We start from the raw sequence: 19067 nt of genomic DNA, 5'->3' as shown, positions 1-19067 counted from the left end.
GCCCGCCGCCGCCCCGTGATCGTCAGCTGCCGGCCGGCACCTGGTCCTTGACGTCGTCGTAGCCGACCGCACCCGGCGCCGGCGCCGGGGTGTAGATCACCCGGAGCACACCGCTCGGGTACGCCTCCGTCGCGGCCACCCGCAGGTGGTAGGGCGCGTCGCCCTCGTCGAACAGCCGGCGGCCCTTGCGGGCGGCCACCGGGTGCACCAGCAGCCGCAGCTCGTCCACCAGACCCGCGGCGAGCAGCTGCTGCACCACCGAGATCGAGCCGGGGATGAGGATGCCCTTGACGCCGCTGTCGGCCTTGAGCGCGCGCACGGCGTCCACCAGGTCGCCCTGGATCAGCTCCGAGTTGCGCCAGGAGAACTCCAGCGGCTGGCGCGAGACGACGACCTTGCGCATGTCGCCGAGCTGCTTGGCGAACGGCGCGTCCTCACCACCGGCGGCCTCCCGGTCCGGCCAGGCACCGGCGAAGCTGTCGTACGTCTCGCGCCCGATCAGCAGCACGTCCGAGGTGTCGTAGTCCTCGCCGACGGCGCGGCCCATGTTGTCGTCGAAGTACGGGAAGTGCCAGTCGGGGTCGATCTCGGCGACACCGTCGGCCGAGATGAACAGTGTGGAGATGACAGTGGCCATCGCGGTGCTCCTTCTGCGGTGAGGTTCGACGGGTTGACCGCCGTACCGGGTCGAACTCATCGGCCCGCTACGACGTCACCGGCTCCAGTCGGGCTCGGCGTCGACGTCGACGCCCTCCCACGGCGGCCCGTAACCCTCACCGGCCGTCGTCACGGCCAGCCAGTCCGCCTCGACCAGGGCCATGTGCGCGATCAGGCCGCCGGGTGTCATGGTGCTCGCGGCGGTCACCGTGCGCAGGTCCGTCGTCGAGCCCGTCGGTCTTCCAGGCGAAGGTCCGCCGGTTCCGTTCGAGAACGGCCAGCGGCGCCCCGGCCTCGGTCTCGGCGCTCGCGTCACCCATCGCCGAAGCATAGGCAGCCGGCGAGATCCGTGGGGGCGCGGCGGCCGGCGTCAGCCCGGGGTGAGGACGCAGAACTCGTTGCCCTCCGGGTCGGCGAGGACCGTCCACGGCACGTCGTCCTGACCCACGTCGGCGGGGGTGGCGCCGAGCGCGGTCAGGCGCGCGACCACCTCCGCGTGGTGCGCGGCCGAGGTGGTCGCGAGGTCGACGTGGACGCGATTCTTCGCCGTCTTCGGCTCGGAGGAGACGACGAGGTCGATGCAGACGGCGCGGGGGTCCGGGTACGTGAAGCCCTCGGGTTCGAGGTTCGTCACACCGGGTTCCTCGCTGGAGATCTCCCAGCCGAGCACCTTCGCCCAGAAGCCGCCGAGCGCCACCTCGTCGTGGGCCTTCATGTTGATCTGTACGAGCCGGGTCGCCATGGCGGCGATGGTAGGTGCCGCGCCGGATCGCCGTGGTCCCGGCAGGTGATCAGGAATCGAGAAGCGCACCGTCACCGCCGCGCCATAGCGTTGTCGTCAGGCGGTCGGCACCACGCGGACCGCGAGCCACGAGGGGGGATCGAGATGTCCGACGGTTTCAGCGCCGAGGAACGCGCCGCGATGAAGGAGCGTGCGGCCGAGCTGCGCTCCGAGGGCAGGAAGGGCACGAAGAAGGCCGACGACCTCCAGGCGGTCCTCGACCGGATCGCGCAGATGGCGCCGGAGGACCGGAATCTGGCCGAGCGCGTGCACGCCACGATCACCACCGCCGCGCCGGACCTGTCGGCGAAGACCTGGTACGGCATGCCCGCGTACGCCAACACGGCCGGCAAGATCGTCGTCTTCTTCCAGGACGCGGGGAAGTTCAAGTACCGCTACTCGACGCTGGGCTTCCAGGACGCGGCCAACCTCGACGACGGCGACATGTGGCCGGCGTCGTTCGCGCTGGTGAAGTGGAGCCCGGAGGTGGAGAAGAGGATCACCGAGCTGGTGCGCGCCGCCGTGTCCTGACCTCGTGCCGTCAGGCAGCGGCGTCAGGCGGCGTCGTCAGGCGCTCGGAGGGCGGGCGCCGCGGCGTCGCGGGCGCAGGACGACGACGTCCGGGCGTACGGTCATGGCGGGCTCCCGTCATGGGCCGGCTGTGGTCCGCCCATTTTGCCCGGTGGTCCCGCTTTCGTCTGCCCTAGCGCTGCCAGGATTCGAGGCCGCGGACCGCGGCCCGCGCGACGTCGTCGGCCAGGCCAGGGTCGTTGCTGCTGCCCTCCCAGCCCTGGTCGTGCACGACCGTGACGGCGTCCGCGACCCGGATCACGAGGATCTGGCTGGTGGCCCGCCCCTCGGCCGGGCTGCCGTCCAGGTTGGCCGCCGGTCGGCTCACCGTCACCAGCAGGGCCTCGTCACCGGTCCCGGCCATCGGCTCGGACCGGACGGTGACGGTGCCGCCCGAGGCCTGGAACGACCGGCAGTCCGCCACCGCACCGCTCACCCGGCGCAGGTAGTCGGCGGCGCCGGTGCCCTCGAAGGCGAAGACGGTCTGGTGCAGCGTGCCGTAGGGGACGTTCTCCGGCGGGTCCTTGGGCTGCTTGTAGGCGCTCGTCATCGCGGCGCTCGCGGTGACCGACCGCCCGCCGCTGCGGAACTCCTGGTCGCACAACCCGGGCAGCGCGTCGGTGACCTCCATCGGCTGCGCCTCGATCTTGCGCAACTCCGGCGGCAGGTCGGCGAAGGCCGACGTCGGAATCGTCACGCGCCCGCCGGACGAGGCCGACGCCGACGGCGTCGCGGCCGTCGAGCCGGCGGCCGGCGGCGAGGCGGTGCCCGCGGCGCCCCCGTCGTTCTCACCGCCGCCGCCACACGCGCCGGCCAGCAGCGCGGTGACGAGCAGGGGTACGCCAAGCATCCGCCTACCGCGGCTCGGTGTACTCACGTCGACCTCCGTCCGGTGCCCGTCCCGAGGACGTTCCCGATGCCACGTCCCGCGAAACGGCGCCTGCCTTCCCAACGCCCGCACCCCCTGCCGCGTTCCGGGGCGGAGGCTCCCCCGTTAATCAGCAGGCCATCTCGCACCACGTCGGCGTGCTGCGCCGCTGCGGCCTGGTCGAGCAGCGACGGGAGGGCACTCGGTGGCCGTGCCGGCTGCGCGTCGACCGGCTCACCGGGCTGCGCACGTGGATCGACGATGGGCCGTTCCGCTTCGCCTTCGACGACCTGTTCACGTTCCGGGACGGGCTGATCGCCCGCGTGGACTCCTACGTCGTACCTCTGCCTGGCGCGTGAGCACCGCCTGACGCCCCGGTGAAGGCCCGGCGGTACGCCGACGGCGAGGTCCGCATCGCGGCGGCGAAGTGGTGCCGGAACGTCACCGCCGTCTCGAACCCCACAGTCGCGGCGACCTCCCCGATCGGCGCCGTGGTGGTCTCCAGCAGCGGCAGGCTGGCCTGGACGCGCCGGTCGATCAGCCAGCGGATCGGGGTGGTGCCGGTGGCCCGCGCGAAGTGGCGCAGGTAGGTGCGGGCCGACATGTGCGCCCGCCGTGCCAGCCGGTCGACGGTGATCGGGGCGTCGAGGTTCGCCAGCGCCCAGGACATGCTGGCGGCGAGCCGGTCGTCCTCGGGGTCGCCGGGCACCGGCGCCTCGACGAACTGCGCCTGGCCGCCCGCGCGGTGCGGCGGCACGACCAGCCGGCGGGCGACCGCGTTGGCGATCGTCGGGCCGTGGTCGCGGCGGACCAGGTGGACGCAGAGGTCGAGACCGGCCGCGCTGCCGGCGCTGGTGAGGATGTCCCCGTCGTCGACGTAGAGCACGCCCGGGTCGACGCGTACCGCCGGGTGGCGCCGGGCGAGCAGGTCGGCGTACCGCCAGTGGGTGGTGGCGCGACGGCCGTCGAGCAGTCCCGCGCCGGCCAGCGCGAACGCGCCCGAGCAGATCGACACGATCCGGGCGCCGCGCCGGTGGGCCGCGCGGAGCGCGCCGGTGAGCGCCGGTGACGGGTCGGCGTGCACGTCGGCGACACCTGGCACGATCAGCGTGCCGGCGGCGGCGAACGCGTCGAGGCCGTGGCCGGTGTGCAGCGCCGCGCCGCCGACCAGCCGCACCGCGCCGGGGGTCTCCGCGCAGACGGTCAGCTCGTACCACTGCACGTCGAACTCGGGGCGGGGCAGGCCGAAGACCTCCGTGACGATCCCGGTCTCGAACACCGACATGCCCTCGTACGCGAGCACCGACACGGTGGCACGGTTCATGGCGAGATCTTAGCGAACGGTGTCGCTCACGCCACTGGAGCGGCCGGACGGCGGCCGACACGATGAGTGCCATGTCGAACGTCCTGCGCATCCCCGCCGCCCGCCCCGCCGACGCCCTCGCCCACTTCGCTGCCCGGCTCGCCTTCGAGGCCGACGCCAGCGATGTGCACGCCGATCTGGAGAAGGGCGTCCCGGGCCTGGTCGTGGTCGACTCGCGGTCCCTTCCGGCGTGGCGGCAGGGGCACATCCCCGGCGCCGTGCACCTGCCCACCGCCCAGATCGCCGGCCGGGCGAGCGAGCTGATCCCGGCGGACGCCACTGTGGTCACCTACTGCTGGGGCCCGGGCTGCAACGGCGCCACCCGCGCGGCGCTGGAGTTCGCCCGGCTCGGCCGGCCGGTCAAGGAGATGATCGGCGGGTACGAGTACTGGGTGCGGGAGGGCTTCCCGGTCCGGACCCGGGCAGGGCTGGTCCGGCGGCCCGCCGACGACCTCACCGCTCCGGCGGGCGCGTCGTGCGGCTGCTGAGGCGTGTCGGTTCCGTACAAGACAGCAGGCCGCGGCCGTTCCTAGCATGGCCGCATGCGTGATCTTGTCTACACCGGATTCATGTCGCTCGACGGCGTGGTGGACTCCCCCGGCGGCGGCCCGGGCGAGGAGCACCGCAGCGGCGGCTGGGTCGTCAAGGACGTCGAGTTCCTGCCGGAGGCGTTCTCGCTCAAGGGCGAGGAGCTGGCGCAGACCACGGCGCTGATGTTCGGGCGGCGCAGCTACGAGGCGTTCGCGCCGACCTGGCGCGACTCCGAGGACCACGCCGCCTACCGGGACCTGCCGAAGTACGTGGTGTCGTCCAGCCTGTCCGAGGACGCGCTGATCGACGGCTGGGGGCCGCTGACCGTCCTGCGGAGCACCGCCGACGTCGCCGCGCTCAAGCAGGGCGAGGGCGGTGACATCTTCGTCCACGGCAGCGCGGAACTCGCCCGTCGTCTCGCCGAGGCGGACCTGATCGACAGGTACCACCTGCTCGTCTTCCCGGTGCTGCTCGGCGCCGGCAAGGGCCTGTTCAGCCAGGCGGACCGGGACCGGCAGACGCTGCGGCTGCGCGACTGCGCCGCCTATCCCAACGGCGTCGTCAAGATGATCTACGACGTGACCCGCTGAGCCGGGTCCAGCGCTATCGCACCACCGGCGCCCGCGCGCAGCTCACCGGCCGTCCGCCCGACGTACCGGCGCAGCGCGCGGGCCAGGTGCGGTTCGTCCACGTACCCGAAGGTGGTGACCGCGTCGGCGGGCGGGCCGCCCGCGGCCAGCAGCACGGCGGCGCGGCGCGCACGGTCGATCTGCCGCACCGCGCCCCGGGTCAGCCCGGTCGCCGCCCGGAACCGGCGTTCGAGGGTACGCGGTGACGCCGATGGACGGCCGCCGCGCAACGTCTCGGTGACGAGCGGGTCGCGGACCACCACACCGGCCCGGACCAGCCGGTCCACCAGGGCCTCGGCGTCGTCCGGGCCAGGCGTCGCCCACCGGCCGCCGTCGAGGCGGAACGTCCGGCGGCTCACGTCGGGCAGCTCGGCGCCGCTGTCCACCAGCGCGGGCGTGGGTACGAGCCGCAGCGAGGTGCCCACCGCGAACTCGATGCCGACGAATGTCGCGCCCTCGGGCACCGGCGCGGTGCCGGTGGCGGTCTCCGGCCCGGAGACGGCCGCGTACGAGTGCCCGTCGCGCTGCCAGAACACGAGTCCCCAGCACGGCGTCGCCACCGAGGTCATCTCGTCGACCCGGTCGCTGGTGCACGTCCACACGGTGTCGATCCAGGCCGAGTCGGACGCCCGCGTGGTGAACCGCAGCTCCACGGCAGGAGCATACGGCGGTCCAGCTGGAGACCATTCGCTCACCGCCTCGCACGATCCTTCGCATCCCGGGAAGGATGGTCGAGATACGGAGGTGGAATAGACCGGTTGGGTAAGCGTTGCGCGCAGTGTGCCGAATCGCTAGCGTCGCGGGATGACCGACGAGCCACCGGTACGGGTCGCGCTGCGGGTCAGTGACGTAACGGCGGCCTCGACCTTGTATCAGAGTTTCGGTTTTGTCCCGGTGGGCACCGTGCCTGGCGCTGATGGCGGTCTCGCCATGGCAATCCTCCGGCGGGGTCCGTTGCAGTTGCTGGTCGACGCGCTGGTTGGCATCCCGTTCCCGGACAGCGCCCGGGAACGTCAGACGAAAACCGGCCCGCGCGGGCTCGGCGTTGTCATCGGGCTCGAGGTGGACGACATCGACGAGGCGGCCCTGCGGTGTGAAGCTGCTGGCTGCGTCATCAGTGCCGGTCCGGCGAACGCACCGTGGGGAGAGAGGTACGTCGAGTTCGAGGACCCGTTCGGCTATGCGTGGAAGTTCTTCCGGGTGACCGACTCGACGCACGACGGCTTGCAGTCTGTCCACGATCTGTGGTTCGGGCAGGCGGGCTCGTGATGCGCCCTCTTCCGTGCAGTACGAACACCGTACCGCCGTCACCGCTCTACCGGGCGCCGGACTCCTGCCCGTTCCGCTCGTCGTCCCGGGCGGGGTAGCCGAGGATCTCGGCGAGGTCACCGGCCGCCTTCGTGTACGCGGCGTAGATGTCGTCGTCGAAGTGGTTGCGCCAGTCGCCGGACGCGCCCTTGCGGTAGTGGGAGATCCGCCCGGGGGTCTCCTTCGACTTCTTCATCTTGGTGAAGCTGTAGCGCCCCAGCAGGGCCTCCAGCTCGGCCGGTGGCAGCGTGATGCCGCAGTGGCGCATGAGCTGGTCGACCTCGTCGGCCTGCCGCTCTCCGGTCAGGTCCTCGTAGCGGAACAGCCGGAACGTCTCGTCGCTCGGCGCGGCCGCCCAGGACCGCATCTGCCCGAACTGCTTCTTGTCGCGCAGGCGGTCGATGACATAGAGCATGCCCTCCTTCTTCGGCAGTTCCTGGAGGGCCTTGCGCGCCTGCGGGATGTCGCCCATCGGGGCGTGCGAGTTGCGCAGCGAGAAGTAGCTGGACACGACCACGTCGCGCGGATCGCGGATCACGAAGAACGCGCGGTAGCTGCCGGCCTTGGGCACCGCCTCGAACCGCCTGTGGGAGAGGAAGATCGCCAGGCCGATGCGGCCGGCCGGCACCGGCGCGGTCACGCCGCCGGAGTAGAAGCGCGGGTCGTAGGGCAGCAGCCCGCAGTGGCGGTAGACGGCCGGGTCGCTGAACAGCGCCTTGATCCACTGGCTGCCGGTCTTGCGGACGGTGCAGTGGAAGATGTTGGCGAACTCGCTGCGGGCCACCACCGGGACGGTGAGCCGCATGCGGGCGTTGCGCGCTTCCATCTGCGCCCGCCGGGCCTTGACGCGCAGAGAATTCGGCGAATTGTGCTTGGCGAATTCGACGGCCCGATTAATCATTTCCCAACCTCATCCGGACCCCGCGGAGCAGGGGCAGCACGAACATCTTCCCGCACGACACGGAGGTGAAGTCCGCAGACCTGGCCTGCTCCGCCCCGCGCCCCGACGCGCCGCTAGGAATATCCCCGACGGTCCGATTAATGTCAATCCCGGCCCCTGGGAGCCGGCTCTCGACCCGAGTTGACGCCTACCCGGCGTCGACCTCGGCCAGCACTGTCATCGCCTCGCGTTCGCGGACGGCCAGGTCGGCCAGGACCGCCGACGCGCGAGTCAGGTGGGTGGCGTCGCCGCTCCGCCCGGCGGTCGCGATGTGGTCGGCGACGGCGGTCCACAGCGGCACGATGCCGGCGTACATCAGCTCCGCCCGGCGCAGCCGCGCGTCCCCGGTGACGGTGGCGGCCTCGGCGAGGAAATCGCGGTACATGGCACGGAACAGCGCGCCGCCGGTGCCGCCGCGTTCCATCAGCGTCGCGGCGAGCGGAAGGTCACGTGCCGGGTCGGCGGCCCGCTCCAGCCAGTGCGTGACGCGGCGAGCCGCGGTGGCGATCCCCCGGTGACCGAGGTTGGCGATCGGCGGGTCGAGGAACGCCCCGGCGTTGGCGCGTACCGCCGCGCGGACGGCGGCGTCCAGGTCCGGCGGGCCGCCGGACACGGTGAGCGTGTACGACAGGTGGCGCGCGGTCATCGGCCCACGCGCGGCGCGGGCCCGAGCCAGGCTCTCCAGCGTGGTGGTCACCGCGCCGCCCTGCTGGGCGGTGTCGACCAGGTAGGCGCATGTGTCGTCGTAGCCGTACATCGCGACGGTGTGCCCGCCGAAGTGGACCTTGGTGGTGAAGTAGTCCAGGTGATACGAGTCCAGTTGCAGGCCGACCGGCTGCCCGGCGTCCAGCGCGTCGGTGACGTTCCGCCACGCCTTGGCCGCCGACGTCGTCTCCCGGACACGCAGGTCCAGGCCCAGGCGGCCGGCGGCGGCCCGGGTGACGCACAGCGGCTTGGTACGCCCGCCGAGGAACGGCACGTCCATGCTCTTGGCGTCCCAGTAGACGAAGCCGAGCCCTTCGCCGAGGCCGAACAGCATCGGCTCGGACAGGTCCAGCCCGGCGTGCCGCGTCAGCACGCCGAGCGTGGTGGTCTCGCAGTGCGCCCCGCCGGTCGGCGTCACGTCGTCGAGGATCACGTCGGCTCCTGTTCCGCCGTCACGGCGTTCGGGTCATGCGTCGCGACGACGGCGCTCGGGTCGTGGTCGGGGACCGGGGACAGCAGTGGGCGCAGCGGTCCGTCGCCGGGGACGCCGGGCATCCGGCGGGCCACCCCGGCGAGCAGGTCGGCGGCCTGGACGCGCGGGTCGTCGCGCGAATCGGTCATCACCAGCCCGGCCAGCGGTGACGGCCCGGCCGGGTCGCCCGGGGCCAGCGCCACCTGGAGCCGGCGCAGCCGGTCCTCGGTGAGCGCGCTCTGCTCGTCGTGGATGACCAGCACCCGTCGCCCGTCGCCGCTCCAGTGCAGGACGGTCTCGGCCAGCGCCGGCAGCAGTGGCTCCAACGGCGGCGGGATCGTCCGGTCGCCCGCGTACAACCGGGCCTGCACGGCGGCCACCCGGGCCGGGTCGAGCGCGTCGAGGACCGCGCCGGCCTGCGCGTCGCCGACGTGGCGTCGCAACTCGTCCCGGGCGGCGAAGAACCGTGCCACGCTCCGGTCGTCCGCCCGGTCCCGCCGCTTGGTGCGCAGCATCTCGACCACGGCGGCGAGGAAGACCGCAAAGCCGGGCCCGGCCGCCCGCCCGGCCCGGTGCAGCGCCGCCGCGGCCGGACGCCGGTCACCGGCGAGGCGGGTGCCCGCCGCGTACGACGGCTCGGCCAGCAGCAGGTCGACGACCCGGGTGGCGAGGAAGAACTCCTTGTCCACCAGGTGCACGTGCGCCCGGCCGCGCAGCGCCGACAGGAACCACTCCACCACCTCGGCGGCCTCGCGGCGGCGCAGGAACTGCCGGGACTTGACCTCGTCGGGCGAGAACCGGAACCCGGACCGCAGCGTACGGATCAGTTCGGCCGCCTCGTCGCGGCTCAGGTCGACGCTGGCGTGGACGATCACCGGGGTGGCCGGGTCGAGCAGGTTGGTGCCGGAGAAACCCGACTCGTCGCAGGCGATCTCCCGCACCGCGCCGGTCGTCACCTCGCCGGCTGGCAACCCGCCCTGGAGCGGCAGCCTCGCACCCGTCGACCCGGCCATGCCGACCATGCTCGCCCACCCGGCCCGCGGCGGACCAGCGGTCAACCCGGATCGGGCGGCGGTGACCGTCTCGCGTCCCGCGGCGCGACGCGCCCGCTCCACGATCACCCGGAACGTCTCCCGATCCACGGCAGGACCGTACGCCCACCCACCGACAAGCTGTCAGCGGCCGTGTCAGCGCCGTGTCAGGACCGTGGCGGTGCGGCCGCCCATGGTGGTCGCATGACGAGTTCAGCGATCGCGGTCTCCGGACTGCGCAAGGCGTACAAGGACCGGGTGGTGCTCGACGGCATCGACCTGGACGTCCCCGCCGGGACGATCTTCTCGCTGCTCGGCCCGAACGGGGCCGGCAAGACCACCACCGTCAACATCCTGACCACCCTGATCCGTGCGGACGCCGGGTCGGTGCGGGTGGCCGGGCACGACGCCGTCACCGAGGCCGAGGCGGTCCGCGCGGCGATCGGCGTGACCGGGCAGTTCGCGGCGGTGGACGAACTGCTCACCGGGCGGGAGAACCTGCAACTGATGGTCGACCTCGGCCCGCGCAACCGCGTGACCGGCAAGCGGGTCGTCGCCGAACTGCTGGAGCGGTTCGACCTGGTCGAGGCCGCCGACAAGCTGGTGGCGACGTACTCCGGGGGTATGCGCCGCAAGCTGGACCTGGCGATGACGCTGGTCGGCGAGCCGCGGATCATCTTCCTGGACGAGCCGACGACCGGGCTGGACCCGCGCAGCCGCCGCACCATGTGGTCGATCATCAGGGAACTGGTGGCCGGCGGCGTGACCGTCTTCCTCACCACCCAGTACCTCGACGAGGCCGACCGCCTCGCCGACCGGATCGCGGTGCTCGACCAGGGCCGGCTGGTCGCCCAGGGCACGCCGGAGGAACTCAAGCGCCGGATCCCCGGCACGCACGTGCGGTTGCGGTTCGGCACCGCCGCCGAACTCGACGCGGCGGCGCTGGTGCTGCCCGACGCCGTACGCGACGAGGAGGCGATGGCGCTGCGCGTGCCCTCCGGCGGCGGAACCGAGGCGCTGCGCGCCCTGCTCGACCGGCTCGACGCCCACGCGATCAGCGCCGACGACCTGTCCGTCCAGACCCCCGACCTCGACGACGTCTTCCTGGCCCTGACGGGCCGCGCCCCGGAGGTGACCGCCAAATGAGCAGGAACCACTCGGTCGTCATGCTGCGACGCAACCTGACGCACCTGCGCCGCAACCCGACCTCGGTGTTCAACGCGGTACTGATGCCGATCATCGTCATGCTGATGTTCGTGTACATGTTCGGCGACGCGTTCTCCGTCGGCGTCGACTACGTCGACTACGCGACGCCGGGCCTGATGCTGCTGGCCGTCTGCTACGGCCTCGGCGGCACCGCGACGTCGGTGAGCTCCGACATGACCAAGGGCATCATCAACCGGTTCAAGGTCATGCACGTCTCCCGGGGCGCGGTGCTGACCGGCCACGTCGTCGCCACCGTACTGACGAACGTCCTCGCGGTCGCGGCCCTGGTCGGGGTGGCGTTCCTGCTCGGCTTCCGGCCGGCCGCCGAGCCCCTGCACTGGCTCGGCACGGCCGGCATGGTGGTGCTGCTCAGCGTCGCCGTCAGCTGGTTCACAGTCGCGCTGGGCCTGTTCGCCAAGTCACCGGAATCGGCGGGCATGGCCGCCGTGCCGCTGGTCCTGCTGCCGTTCTTCAGCAGCGCGATCGTGCCCGCTGACAAGATGGGGCCGGGACTGCGGCAGTTCGCCGAGTACCAGCCGTTCACGCCGATCATCGAGACCCTGCGCGGCCTGCTGGGCGGCGCGCCGTCGGCCGGCGACGTCATTCCCGCGATCGCCTGGTGCGCCGGCATCGCCGTGGTCGGCTACCTGTGGGCGCGGTCCACGTTCACGAAGCGAGCGTGATCTCCACCAGCCGCTCCCAGCCGGTCTCCCGGCCCGCTGCGACCGCCTCGGCGAACCCCGCGTCGCCGAGGCGGTCGCGCGCCGCCGCCTCGATCCGGGGCACGTCCGGATGGGAGCGGTCGGGCAGCCCGCGTACCGCGGTGGCGGCGCCGAGCAGCCGCGCCGCCTGGTCGGGCCGGTCCAGCCGCACCGCCAGGTCCGCGACGCCGACGAGCACCTGCGCGATCAGCGGCGCGTAGCCGCCCTCGCGCGCCGCCCGGCACGCCGCCGCCCGATGGGCACGCGACTGCTCGACGTCCTCGGCCAGGTGACCCAGCAGGTCCTGGATCCCGGCCCGGACGCCGGCCAGGTCCGCCTCGTCGCCGAGCAACGCCGACACGGACCGCAGTTGCGCGTACGCCTCGCCCGCGTCGCCGTCGTGGCGGGCCAGGTACGCCTTCGTCAGCGCCAGCTCGGCCAGCGCACCGGGCCACGCGACCCCTGCGGCGAGCCGCTGCGCCTCGGCCACGGCGGCGGCACTCGCCGCCTCGTCGCCGGCCAGCCGGTACAGCCAGGCCAGCCGCGCCCGGATCCGGATCACGTCCTCGACCGCGCCGACCTCGGTGACCGCCGTGACGGCCTGCTCGTAGTAGTCGCAGGCGGCGCCGACATCACCGCGTACGGCGATCAGCTCGGCCAGCTCGCTGAGCGCGAACGAGATCCCGAACCGTTCGCCCACCGTGCGGAACTCGGCGAGCGCCTGCCGCAGACACGCTTCCGCCTGCGCCGCCTCGATGCCGAGGATGACCCGCAGCTTGCCCAGGTGCAGCCGGGCCAGCGCGCGTACCCACGGGTCCGTGTGGTCGAGCAGCGACTCCCAGGCGGGCAGCAGCCGGTCCGGTTCCCGGAGCATCCGCTCCAACGGCACGACCAGCGCCAGCTCCGGGTGACGGCCCCGGCCGTCCCCGCCCAACCGGTACGCCTTGTGGATCCACTCCGCCGCGTGCTGCGCGTCGCCCGGCCCGGAACTGAGGAACAGCACCACGAGCCCGTACACCACGGCGCGGATGTCGTCGGGTACCTCACCCGGCGCCTCGGCGGCCGCGATGATCAGTTCCATCCCCTCGGCCCGGTGGCCGCCGAGCCACCAGTACCAGCCGGCGCCGGCCGCCAGCCGCATCGCCTCGCACCCCTCACCCGCAGCGAGCGCGCCGCGCATCGCAGCGGTGACGTTGTCGTGCTCGGCTTCCAGCCGGGCGAGCCAGGTGAGCTGATCGGCGCGGCGCAGCCGCGGAGCCGCCGCCTCGGCGAGCCCGGTGAAGTACGCCAGGTGCGCGTGGCGCGCGCGGTCCGCCTCCCCCGCCTCGGCGAGCCGCTGCGCGGCGTACTCCTTGATCGTGCCGAGCATGCGGTAACGCGGCACGACGTCGCCGGCGGCGACCAGCAGCGACTTCTCGGTCAGCGTGGTGAGCAGGTCGAGCACTTCGCCCGGCTCGACGGCACCGCCGGCACAGACCCGCTCGGCCGCGTCCAGGCTCGCCCCGCCGGAGAACACCGACAGCCGGCGCAGGGTCGCGCGTTCGGCGTCGGTGAGCAGTTCCCAGCTCCAGTCGACCATCGCGCGCAGCGTCCGGTGCCGGGGCAGGGCGGTCCGGCTGCCGCCGGTGAGCAGCCGGAACCGGTCGTCGAGGCGGGTGGCGAGCTGGTCGGCGGACATGGTGCGCAGCCGCGCCGCGGCCAGCTCGATCGCCAGCGGCATACCGTCGAGCGCGCGGCAGATCCGCGCCATCGTCGCCGCCGTGCGGGCGTCCGGCGCGAGGTCCCGGCGGACCGCGGCGGCCCGGTCCCGCAGCAGGCGCACGGCGGGCGACGACTCGACGTCGGCGACAGCGGCGTCGCCGTCCGGCAGGCCCAGCGGCGCGACCGGCCACAACGCCTCCCCGGTGATGCCGAGCGGTTCCCGGCTCGTGGCCAGGATCCGCAGCCGCCGGCACTCGCCGAGCAGCCGGTGCGCCAGCGCCGCCGCCGGTTCGACGACGTGTTCGCAGTTGTCCAGGATCAGCAGCATCTCCCGGTCCCGGATCGCCGCGACGAGCCGGTCGGCCGGTTCCGCGCTGCCCGCGTCACCGAGCAGCGCGTCGCGCAGGCCGAGCCCGGAGACCGTCGCCTGCACCACGTCGCCGTCGGCGCTGACGGCGGCGAACTCCACCAGCCACACGCCGTCCGGCAGGTCGCCGGTCAGCCGGCGTCCGGCCTCCGTGGCCAGTCTGGTCTTCCCGGAGCCGCCCGGACCGGTGAGCGTGGTGAGCCGGTGCTCGGCCACCAGCGCGCCGACCGCGGCGAGGTCGGTGTCGCGGCCGACGAAGCTGGTCAGCTCGGCGCGCAGGTTGGTCCGGCGGGTGTCCTCCCGGCGTACCGTCTCGCCGCGCAGCAGGGCGACGTGCAGCGCCGACAGCTCCGGCGACGGATCGGCGCCCAGCGCGTCGGCGAGCGCGTCGGCCGTACGCTGGTAGACCAGCAGCGCCTCGGTGTCCCGGCCGGCGGCGACGAGCGCGCGCATCAGCGTCATGGCCAGCCGCTCGCGCACCGGATGGGCGGCCACCAGGTCGGTCAGCTCCGGGATCAGGTCCGCTTCCCGGCCGAGCCCGATCTCGGCGTCGAACCGGTCCTCCGTCGCGGTCAGGCGCAGCCGTTCCAGCCGGGTGGCCGCCGCGTCGAGCGCCGGACTGTCCGGCAGGCCGATGTCGCGCAGCGCGTCGCCGCGCCACAGGCCCAGCGCCTCGCGCAGCAGCCGTACCCGCTGCGGCCCGTCGCCGTCGCGGGCCCGGCGGACGAGACGTTCGAACCGTACGGCGTCGACGGCGTCGGGCTCGGCGGCGAGGCGGTAGCCGTCCGGCAGCCCGTCGACGGCGCCTGCCGGCAGCGCCTTGCGCAGCCGCGACACCAGCCGTTGCAGCGCGTTCGCGGCGTCGGCGGGCGGCTGTTCACCCCAGATCCAGTCGACGAGCGTCGCCTTGGGGACCACGCGGCCGGGCGCGAGGGCGAGGGCGGCCAGGAGTCCGCGCAGCCGCGCGCCCGGCACGTCGGCCGGTACGCCACCGTCCGTGATGACCTGGAACGGCCCGAGCAACCCGATCTGCACGCGCCGATCCTGCCACGCCCGGCGCCCCGGTCCGGTCCGCCGCCCCCGCCGGTCAGGTGGCCAGGCGCAGGTGCCGGCGCTGCCGCAGCCGCACCGCGGCGGCCGCCACGACCAGCACCGTGAGCGCGACACCGAAGACCAGCCCGTGGATGAGGCCGCGGGTGAGGTAGCCGCCGTCGGTGTGGTCGACGGCGTACGTGGCGAGCTCGCGGCTGAACCAGAACGGCAACGCCCGGGTGGCGCTGCCCGCGGGGTTCATCACCATCTGGAGACCGACCACCGTCAGCAGCACCAGCGTGCCCTCCAGCTCGCGCGGCAGCACGGCGCTCAGCAGCAGGCCGAACGGCACCGACACGAACACGGTCAGCACCATGATCAGGGCGATCGCGCCGTACCGGACGTCGCGCTGGTCGGCCAGGACGAGCAGGAAGTACGGGGTGGAGAGCAGCACGCCGACGGTCCACAGCGCGAGCAGCCGGCCGAGCACCAGGTGCCGGCTGCCGTAGCCGGACAGCCGCAGGCGCGGCTCGATGCCGCGCGCCGCGCTGCCCGCGAACAGCGCGGCGGTGCTGAGTGCCCAGGCCAGGCCGAGGCAGACGAAGCGGATCGACTGCCCGAGGTGGTCGCCGCGGCGGCTCAGGTAGAACGCCAGCGGCATCAGCAGCAGGATGACCAGCACGGTACGGCGGCGCAGCAGCTCGCGCAGGGCCGCCTCGGCCACCACGAGGGTCCGGCTCATGCCGCACGCTCCCCGGAAAGGTCGAGCACGACGTCGACGCGGTCGAGCTGGTTGAGCAGGTGGGTGACGACCACGACGGCCTTGCCGGCGTCGCGCCAGCGCCACACCTCGTGCCAGAAGTCGAGGTAGGTGCCCCTGTCGAACCCCTGGTAGGGCTCGTCGAGGAGCAGCACGTCCGGCTCGCCGAGCCGGGCCAGCACCAGGTTGAGCTTCTGCCGCGTGCCGCCGGAGAGGTGCCGGGCCTGGGTGCGTCGCGGCGGCGTCCACGCCAGCCCGGACGCCTCCGCGCGCCCGGTCCGGCGCGCCTCCGCGCGGCCCAGCCCTCGGCCGGCCCCGATCAGCACGAAGTGTTCGTCGGCGCTGAGGAACTCGGCGGTGCCGCCGTCCTGGGGGCAGTAGCCGAGCGTGCCGTGCACCTCGACGGTGCCCGCGTCCGGGCTCAGCAGGCCGGCGCAGATCCGCAGGAACGTGCTCTTGCCGGCGCCGTTGGCACCGACCACCGCCGCGATCTGACCCGCCCGGACGGTGAGGTCGACCCGGTCCAGGACGGTCCGCCCCCGGTAGCGCTTGGTGATGCCCCGCGCGGCGAGCCGTACCGGGCCGGGCCGGCGGCGCGGCGGCCGCACGTCGGGACCGCCGAGGCTGTCGACCACCGCCCGGGCGTACGTCTCCGGCGCGCCGAAGACCCGCAGCGGCGACTCCCCGCTGTCGAGCAGGTGGGTGGCCGCCTCGGCGACGACGTGACCGGTCAGGTCGGGCCCCACCCCGTGCCGGCGCAGCTCGCCGGTCAGGGCGGCGAGCCAGGGTTCGTGGTTCACCGCTTCGGCTCCTCGCGCAGTATCGTGCCCACGCTCGATGCGAAGGCGCTCCAGTCGACCGCGGCCGCCCGCAACGCCGCGCTGCCGGCCGGGCTGATCCGGTAGTACTTCCTCGCGGGCCCGGTCCCGCCCTCCCGCCAGTGCGCGGTGAGCAGGCCGGAGCGTTGCAACCGCAGCAGCACCGGGTAGAGGGTCCCGCCCTGCACCGCGCCCAGCCCGTGGGCGCGTAGCGCCTGGGACAGCTCGTAGCCGTAGGACTCGCCGCGGCTCAGCAGCGCGAGCACGCAGAGGTCGAGCACCCCGCGCAGCCACTGCGCCCGCCGTTCCTGGTTCATCCCGCTCCGCACTGTCCCGACCGGACGACATCCGGCGATGACGGTAGCGCCGCTATCTAGATAGCGCAACCACCTAGATACGGGCATCTCCGGCCCGTCGATCCTGATAATTGCGCGCTCCGCACGGGTTCGACGGGGGAGTGCGCATGTCCGACACGGGGGCCGGATCCGATCAGGGAGCGGCGGGGGACGCGGAACAGCGGAACGAGACCGCCTGGATGCCGCCGACCGGCGGGCCGTCCGGGGTTCCCGGGCCGCCACCAGCACCCGTCGCCGGGCCGGGTCACGGGCCGCCCGTTCCGGGTCACGGGCCGCCCACCGCTGGTCCGCCGTACGGTCCGGCCACGCCGCCTCCGCCGTACGGTCCGTACGCTCCGCCGGGCCGCCGTCGACCGGCCGCAACCGCGGTCTGGTCATCGCCGTCGCGGTGCTGAGCGTGCTGCTGCTGGGCGTGCTCGGGCCTGATCGGCGGCGCGTTCCTGCTGGGTTCCTCGCCGCGCGGGGCGGCCGAGCGGGAGCCGGCCGCCCCGCCGGTGGCGCCCTGGCGGTCGTCCGGCGCGACGCCCACGCCGGGAGCGACGGCGAGCGCGGAGCCCCCGACGCGCGGGCCGCAGCCGAGCGACTTCCCGGCGGCGCAGATCTCCGATCTCAACGACGTGTGCGACAGGGTCCTCTACTTGCCGCAGTCGCCGAAGCGCACCGGAGCGGCACCGCACCCGGTGGCGCTGCTCATCGGCACCGACCTGGGCGCGGGCAGCCGCCGCCACGACCGGGTCGACTACTACGACGAGGGCCTGTCGAAGCAGGTGGAGCGGACCTGGGCGTCGGAGAATCCAGAAGACCGTGCAGATGGTCGCCTGTCTGGACCGCACGAGCACCGGGTCGACCATCCGCAAGTGCAGGTACGACGACCCGAAGCCGGACACGCTGACGCTGCTGAAGGCGACCTACCGCCTGCGGGTGTACGAGGTGGCGACCGGTCGCAGACTGCTGGACAGGACCATGGGCGGGGACGGCCAGCAGTGCCCGTACGTGGTCCTGTACGGCTCGGACAAGAAGTTCTACGCCGAGGTCAGCCACCGGTCGCTGCTCTCCGCGCTGCGCAACCTCGTCAAGCGGTAGGCCACGCGCCCGGCCCGGATCGTCCGATCGCGGGCCGGGCACACGGTCAGCGGAAGGCCGGGTGACCGGTGAGCGTCTGCCCGATGATGAGCTGGTGCACCTCGGACGTGCCCTCGTAGGTGAGCACCGACTCCAGGTTGTTCGCGTGCCGCAGCACCGGATAGTCGAGGGTGATGCCGGCCGCGCCGAGGATCGTCCGGCACTCGCGGGCGATGGCAATGGCCTCTCGCACGCTGTTGAGCTTGCCCAGGCTGATCTGCCGGTGGTCGAGCGTGCCCGCGTCCTTCATCGCGCCGATCTGGATCGCCAGCAGCATTCCCTTGCCCAGTTCCAGCGCCATGTCGGCGAGCTTGAGCTGGGTGGCCTGGTACGCGGCGAGCGGCTTGTCGAAGATCTGCCGGCTGCGGGCGTACGCGACAGTGGTCTCCAGGCAGTCGTGCGCGGCGCCGAGCGCGCCGAAGACGATGCCGAAGCGGGCCTCGTTGAGGCAGTTCAGCGGCCCGGACAGCCCGGCCGCCTCGGGCAGCATCGCGTCGGCCGGCAGCCGCACGTCGTCGAGGACCAGCTCGGAGGTCACCGAGGCGCGCAGGGACAGCTTGCGGGTGATCTCCGGCGCGGTGAACCCGGGTGTGCCGGCCGGTACGACGAAGCCCCGGATGCCCTCGCCGGTGCGGGCCCACACCACGGCGACATCGGCGACCGAGCCGTTCGTGATCCACATCTTGGTGCCGTTGAGCACCCAGTCTCCGCCGTCGCGGCGGGCTCGGGTGCGCATGCCCGCCGGGTCGGAGCCGAAGTCCGGTTCGGTCAGACCGAAGCAGCCGATCGCCTCACCCGCGGCCATCCGGGGCAGCCACTCGCGCTTCTGCTCCTCGGAGCCGAACCGCCAGATGGCGTACATGGCCAGCGAGCCCTGTACCGAGACCAGGGAACGCAGGCCCGAGTCGCCCGCCTCCAGCTCGAAGCAGGCAAGGCCGTATGCGACGGCAGAGGTGCCGGCGCAGCCGTACCCCTGCAGGTGCATCCCGAGCACGCCGAGGTCGCCCAGCTCCCGGGCCAGTTCCCGCACGGGCAGCCGGCCCGTCTCGTACCAGCCGGCGACCTCCGGCCGGATCCGGCGGTCCACGAAGCCACGCACGGCGGCCTGCAGTTCCCGGGTGTCGTCGTCGACGAGCGTGTCCACACCGA

At 73.3% G+C, this 19067-nt stretch carries 21 protein-coding genes and 1 pseudogene; 8 read left to right on the top strand and 14 right to left on the bottom strand.

Going from position 1 to position 19067, the window contains the following annotated elements:
* Positions 1-22: 22 nt before the first annotated feature.
* The 3 genes and pseudogenes from C569_RS0114290 to C569_RS30305 all read right to left on the bottom strand — a co-directional run.
* On the bottom strand, positions 23-637 hold the full coding sequence (locus C569_RS0114290) for a dihydrofolate reductase family protein (RefSeq protein ID WP_018786463.1): 615 nt from the start codon (positions 635-637) through the stop codon (positions 23-25).
* 75 nt (positions 638-712) lie between these two features.
* Positions 713-865, bottom strand: coding sequence for a DUF664 domain-containing protein (locus C569_RS34280; RefSeq protein ID WP_018786462.1), 153 nt, complete (start codon positions 863-865; stop codon positions 713-715).
* 174 nt (positions 866-1039) lie between these two features.
* A pseudogene (locus C569_RS30305) lies at positions 1040-1399 on the bottom strand (VOC family protein); the annotation flags it as partial.
* 144 nt (positions 1400-1543) lie between these two features.
* On the opposite strand from C569_RS30305, the gene C569_RS0114275 reads away from it, so the two are divergent.
* Positions 1544-1969 (top strand): iron chaperone, encoded by a 426-nt coding sequence (locus C569_RS0114275; protein ID WP_018786460.1) that lies wholly within the window; start codon positions 1544-1546, stop codon positions 1967-1969.
* 172 nt (positions 1970-2141) lie between these two features.
* On the opposite strand, the gene C569_RS0114270 is transcribed toward C569_RS0114275, so the two are convergent.
* Positions 2142-2885: a hypothetical protein gene (locus tag C569_RS0114270; protein ID WP_231394793.1), complete on the bottom strand. Its 744-nt coding sequence runs from the start codon at positions 2883-2885 to the stop codon at positions 2142-2144.
* 149 nt (positions 2886-3034) lie between these two features.
* Here C569_RS0114270 and C569_RS33725 point away from each other — a divergent pair, with 149 nt between their 5' ends.
* Positions 3035-3235: a hypothetical protein gene (locus tag C569_RS33725; RefSeq protein WP_018786458.1), complete on the top strand. Its 201-nt coding sequence runs from the start codon at positions 3035-3037 to the stop codon at positions 3233-3235.
* Here the strand turns inward: C569_RS33725 and C569_RS0114260 are convergent.
* Positions 3208-4200: a helix-turn-helix domain-containing protein gene (locus tag C569_RS0114260; protein ID WP_018786457.1), complete on the bottom strand. Its 993-nt coding sequence runs from the start codon at positions 4198-4200 to the stop codon at positions 3208-3210. The genes C569_RS33725 and C569_RS0114260 overlap by 28 nt on opposite strands.
* A gap of 62 nt (positions 4201-4262) precedes the next feature.
* On the opposite strand from C569_RS0114260, the gene C569_RS0114255 reads away from it, so the two are divergent.
* On the top strand, positions 4263-4727 hold the full coding sequence (locus tag C569_RS0114255) for a rhodanese-like domain-containing protein (RefSeq protein ID WP_026268138.1): 465 nt from the start codon (positions 4263-4265) through the stop codon (positions 4725-4727).
* Between the two features lie 54 nt (positions 4728-4781).
* Positions 4782-5360 carry a dihydrofolate reductase family protein gene (locus C569_RS0114250; protein ID WP_026268137.1) on the top strand — a complete coding sequence of 193 codons (579 nt, stop codon included), beginning with the start codon at positions 4782-4784 and terminating at the stop codon, positions 5358-5360.
* On the opposite strand, the gene C569_RS0114245 is transcribed toward C569_RS0114250, so the two are convergent.
* On the bottom strand, positions 5342-6052 hold the full coding sequence (locus C569_RS0114245) for a helix-turn-helix domain-containing protein (RefSeq protein ID WP_018786454.1): 711 nt from the start codon (positions 6050-6052) through the stop codon (positions 5342-5344). The genes C569_RS0114250 and C569_RS0114245 overlap by 19 nt on opposite strands.
* A 151-nt stretch (positions 6053-6203) precedes the next feature.
* Between C569_RS0114245 and C569_RS0114240 the strand changes: the two genes are divergently transcribed.
* Positions 6204-6668, top strand: a complete 465-nt coding sequence (locus C569_RS0114240; protein WP_018786453.1) for a glyoxalase/bleomycin resistance/extradiol dioxygenase family protein — start codon at positions 6204-6206, stop codon at positions 6666-6668.
* 46 nt (positions 6669-6714) lie between these two features.
* Here the strand turns inward: C569_RS0114240 and C569_RS0114235 are convergent, their stop codons facing one another.
* From C569_RS0114235 to C569_RS0114225, 3 genes are all read right to left on the bottom strand, one after another.
* Positions 6715-7608, bottom strand: a complete 894-nt coding sequence (locus tag C569_RS0114235) for a sulfotransferase domain-containing protein (protein ID WP_026268136.1) — start codon at positions 7606-7608, stop codon at positions 6715-6717.
* Between the two features lie 187 nt (positions 7609-7795).
* Positions 7796-8785, bottom strand: coding sequence for a BtrH N-terminal domain-containing protein (locus tag C569_RS0114230; RefSeq protein ID WP_018786451.1), 990 nt, complete (start codon positions 8783-8785; stop codon positions 7796-7798).
* Positions 8782-9966, bottom strand: a complete 1185-nt coding sequence (locus C569_RS0114225) for a DUF3800 domain-containing protein (protein WP_018786450.1) — start codon at positions 9964-9966, stop codon at positions 8782-8784. The genes C569_RS0114230 and C569_RS0114225 overlap by 4 nt, the downstream gene beginning before the upstream one ends.
* A 93-nt stretch (positions 9967-10059) precedes the next feature.
* Here C569_RS0114225 and C569_RS0114220 point away from each other — a divergent pair, with 93 nt between their 5' ends.
* Both C569_RS0114220 and C569_RS0114215 read left to right on the top strand, forming a co-directional pair.
* Positions 10060-11001 (top strand): daunorubicin resistance protein DrrA family ABC transporter ATP-binding protein, encoded by a 942-nt coding sequence (locus C569_RS0114220; protein WP_018786449.1) that lies wholly within the window; start codon positions 10060-10062, stop codon positions 10999-11001.
* On the top strand, positions 10998-11744 hold the full coding sequence (locus C569_RS0114215; RefSeq protein WP_018786448.1) for an ABC transporter permease: 747 nt from the start codon (positions 10998-11000) through the stop codon (positions 11742-11744). The genes C569_RS0114220 and C569_RS0114215 overlap by 4 nt, the downstream gene beginning before the upstream one ends.
* On the opposite strand, the gene C569_RS0114210 is transcribed toward C569_RS0114215, so the two are convergent.
* The 4 genes from C569_RS0114210 to C569_RS0114195 are packed head-to-tail and all read right to left on the bottom strand — an operon-like array spanning position 11728 to position 16757.
* Entirely contained in the window at positions 11728-14865 is a 3138-nt protein-coding gene (locus tag C569_RS0114210) for a BTAD domain-containing putative transcriptional regulator (protein ID WP_018786447.1), read from the bottom strand. The two genes, C569_RS0114215 and C569_RS0114210, sit on opposite strands and share 17 nt — an antisense overlap.
* 52 nt (positions 14866-14917) lie before the next feature.
* On the bottom strand, positions 14918-15604 hold the full coding sequence (locus C569_RS0114205) for a hypothetical protein (RefSeq protein ID WP_018786446.1): 687 nt from the start codon (positions 15602-15604) through the stop codon (positions 14918-14920).
* The gene (locus C569_RS0114200) at positions 15601-16422 is read right to left on the bottom strand and encodes an ATP-binding cassette domain-containing protein (protein WP_018786445.1); all 822 of its coding nucleotides are present in this window, start codon (positions 16420-16422) and stop codon (positions 15601-15603) included. The genes C569_RS0114205 and C569_RS0114200 overlap by 4 nt, the downstream gene beginning before the upstream one ends.
* The gene (locus C569_RS0114195; RefSeq protein ID WP_018786444.1) at positions 16419-16757 is read right to left on the bottom strand and encodes a PadR family transcriptional regulator; all 339 of its coding nucleotides are present in this window, start codon (positions 16755-16757) and stop codon (positions 16419-16421) included. The genes C569_RS0114200 and C569_RS0114195 overlap by 4 nt, the downstream gene beginning before the upstream one ends.
* Positions 16758-17600: 843 nt before the next feature.
* On the opposite strand from C569_RS0114195, the gene C569_RS34275 reads away from it, so the two are divergent.
* Positions 17601-17879, top strand: coding sequence for a hypothetical protein (locus tag C569_RS34275; protein ID WP_018786442.1), 279 nt, complete (start codon positions 17601-17603; stop codon positions 17877-17879).
* 46 nt (positions 17880-17925) lie between these two features.
* On the opposite strand, the gene C569_RS0114180 is transcribed toward C569_RS34275, so the two are convergent.
* Positions 17926-19062, bottom strand: coding sequence for an acyl-CoA dehydrogenase family protein (locus C569_RS0114180; RefSeq protein ID WP_369753504.1), 1137 nt, complete (start codon positions 19060-19062; stop codon positions 17926-17928).
* Positions 19063-19067: the final 5 nt, after the last annotated feature.

It is taken from the genome of Micromonospora sp. CNB394 (assembly GCF_000374985.1).
GTDB lineage: Bacteria > Actinomycetota > Actinomycetes > Mycobacteriales > Micromonosporaceae > Micromonospora > Micromonospora marina.
Note: the sequence above shows the minus strand (reverse complement) of the source record. Positions and strands in the feature narration are given on the sequence as shown.

What these genes read in the sequence shown, in the direction of transcription:
- C569_RS0114290 (WP_018786463.1), bottom strand. Translation starts at nt 637, where the DNA reads ATGGCCACTGTCATCTCCACACTGTTCATCTCGGCCGACGGTGTCGCC.
- C569_RS0114275 (WP_018786460.1), top strand. Translation starts at nt 1,544, where the DNA reads ATGTCCGACGGTTTCAGCGCCGAGGAACGCGCCGCGATGAAGGAGCGT.
- C569_RS0114260 (WP_018786457.1), bottom strand. Translation starts at nt 4,200, where the DNA reads ATGAACCGTGCCACCGTGTCGGTGCTCGCGTACGAGGGCATGTCGGTG.
- C569_RS0114255 (WP_026268138.1), top strand. Translation starts at nt 4,263, where the DNA reads ATGAGTGCCATGTCGAACGTCCTGCGCATCCCCGCCGCCCGCCCCGCC.
- C569_RS0114250 (WP_026268137.1), top strand. Translation starts at nt 4,782, where the DNA reads ATGCGTGATCTTGTCTACACCGGATTCATGTCGCTCGACGGCGTGGTG.
- C569_RS0114240 (WP_018786453.1), top strand. Translation starts at nt 6,204, where the DNA reads ATGACCGACGAGCCACCGGTACGGGTCGCGCTGCGGGTCAGTGACGTA.
- C569_RS0114235 (WP_026268136.1), bottom strand. Translation starts at nt 7,608, where the DNA reads ATGATTAATCGGGCCGTCGAATTCGCCAAGCACAATTCGCCGAATTCT.
- C569_RS0114220 (WP_018786449.1), top strand. Translation starts at nt 10,060, where the DNA reads ATGACGAGTTCAGCGATCGCGGTCTCCGGACTGCGCAAGGCGTACAAG.
- C569_RS0114215 (WP_018786448.1), top strand. Translation starts at nt 10,998, where the DNA reads ATGAGCAGGAACCACTCGGTCGTCATGCTGCGACGCAACCTGACGCAC.
- C569_RS0114205 (WP_018786446.1), bottom strand. Translation starts at nt 15,604, where the DNA reads ATGAGCCGGACCCTCGTGGTGGCCGAGGCGGCCCTGCGCGAGCTGCTG.
- C569_RS0114195 (WP_018786444.1), bottom strand. Translation starts at nt 16,757, where the DNA reads ATGAACCAGGAACGGCGGGCGCAGTGGCTGCGCGGGGTGCTCGACCTC.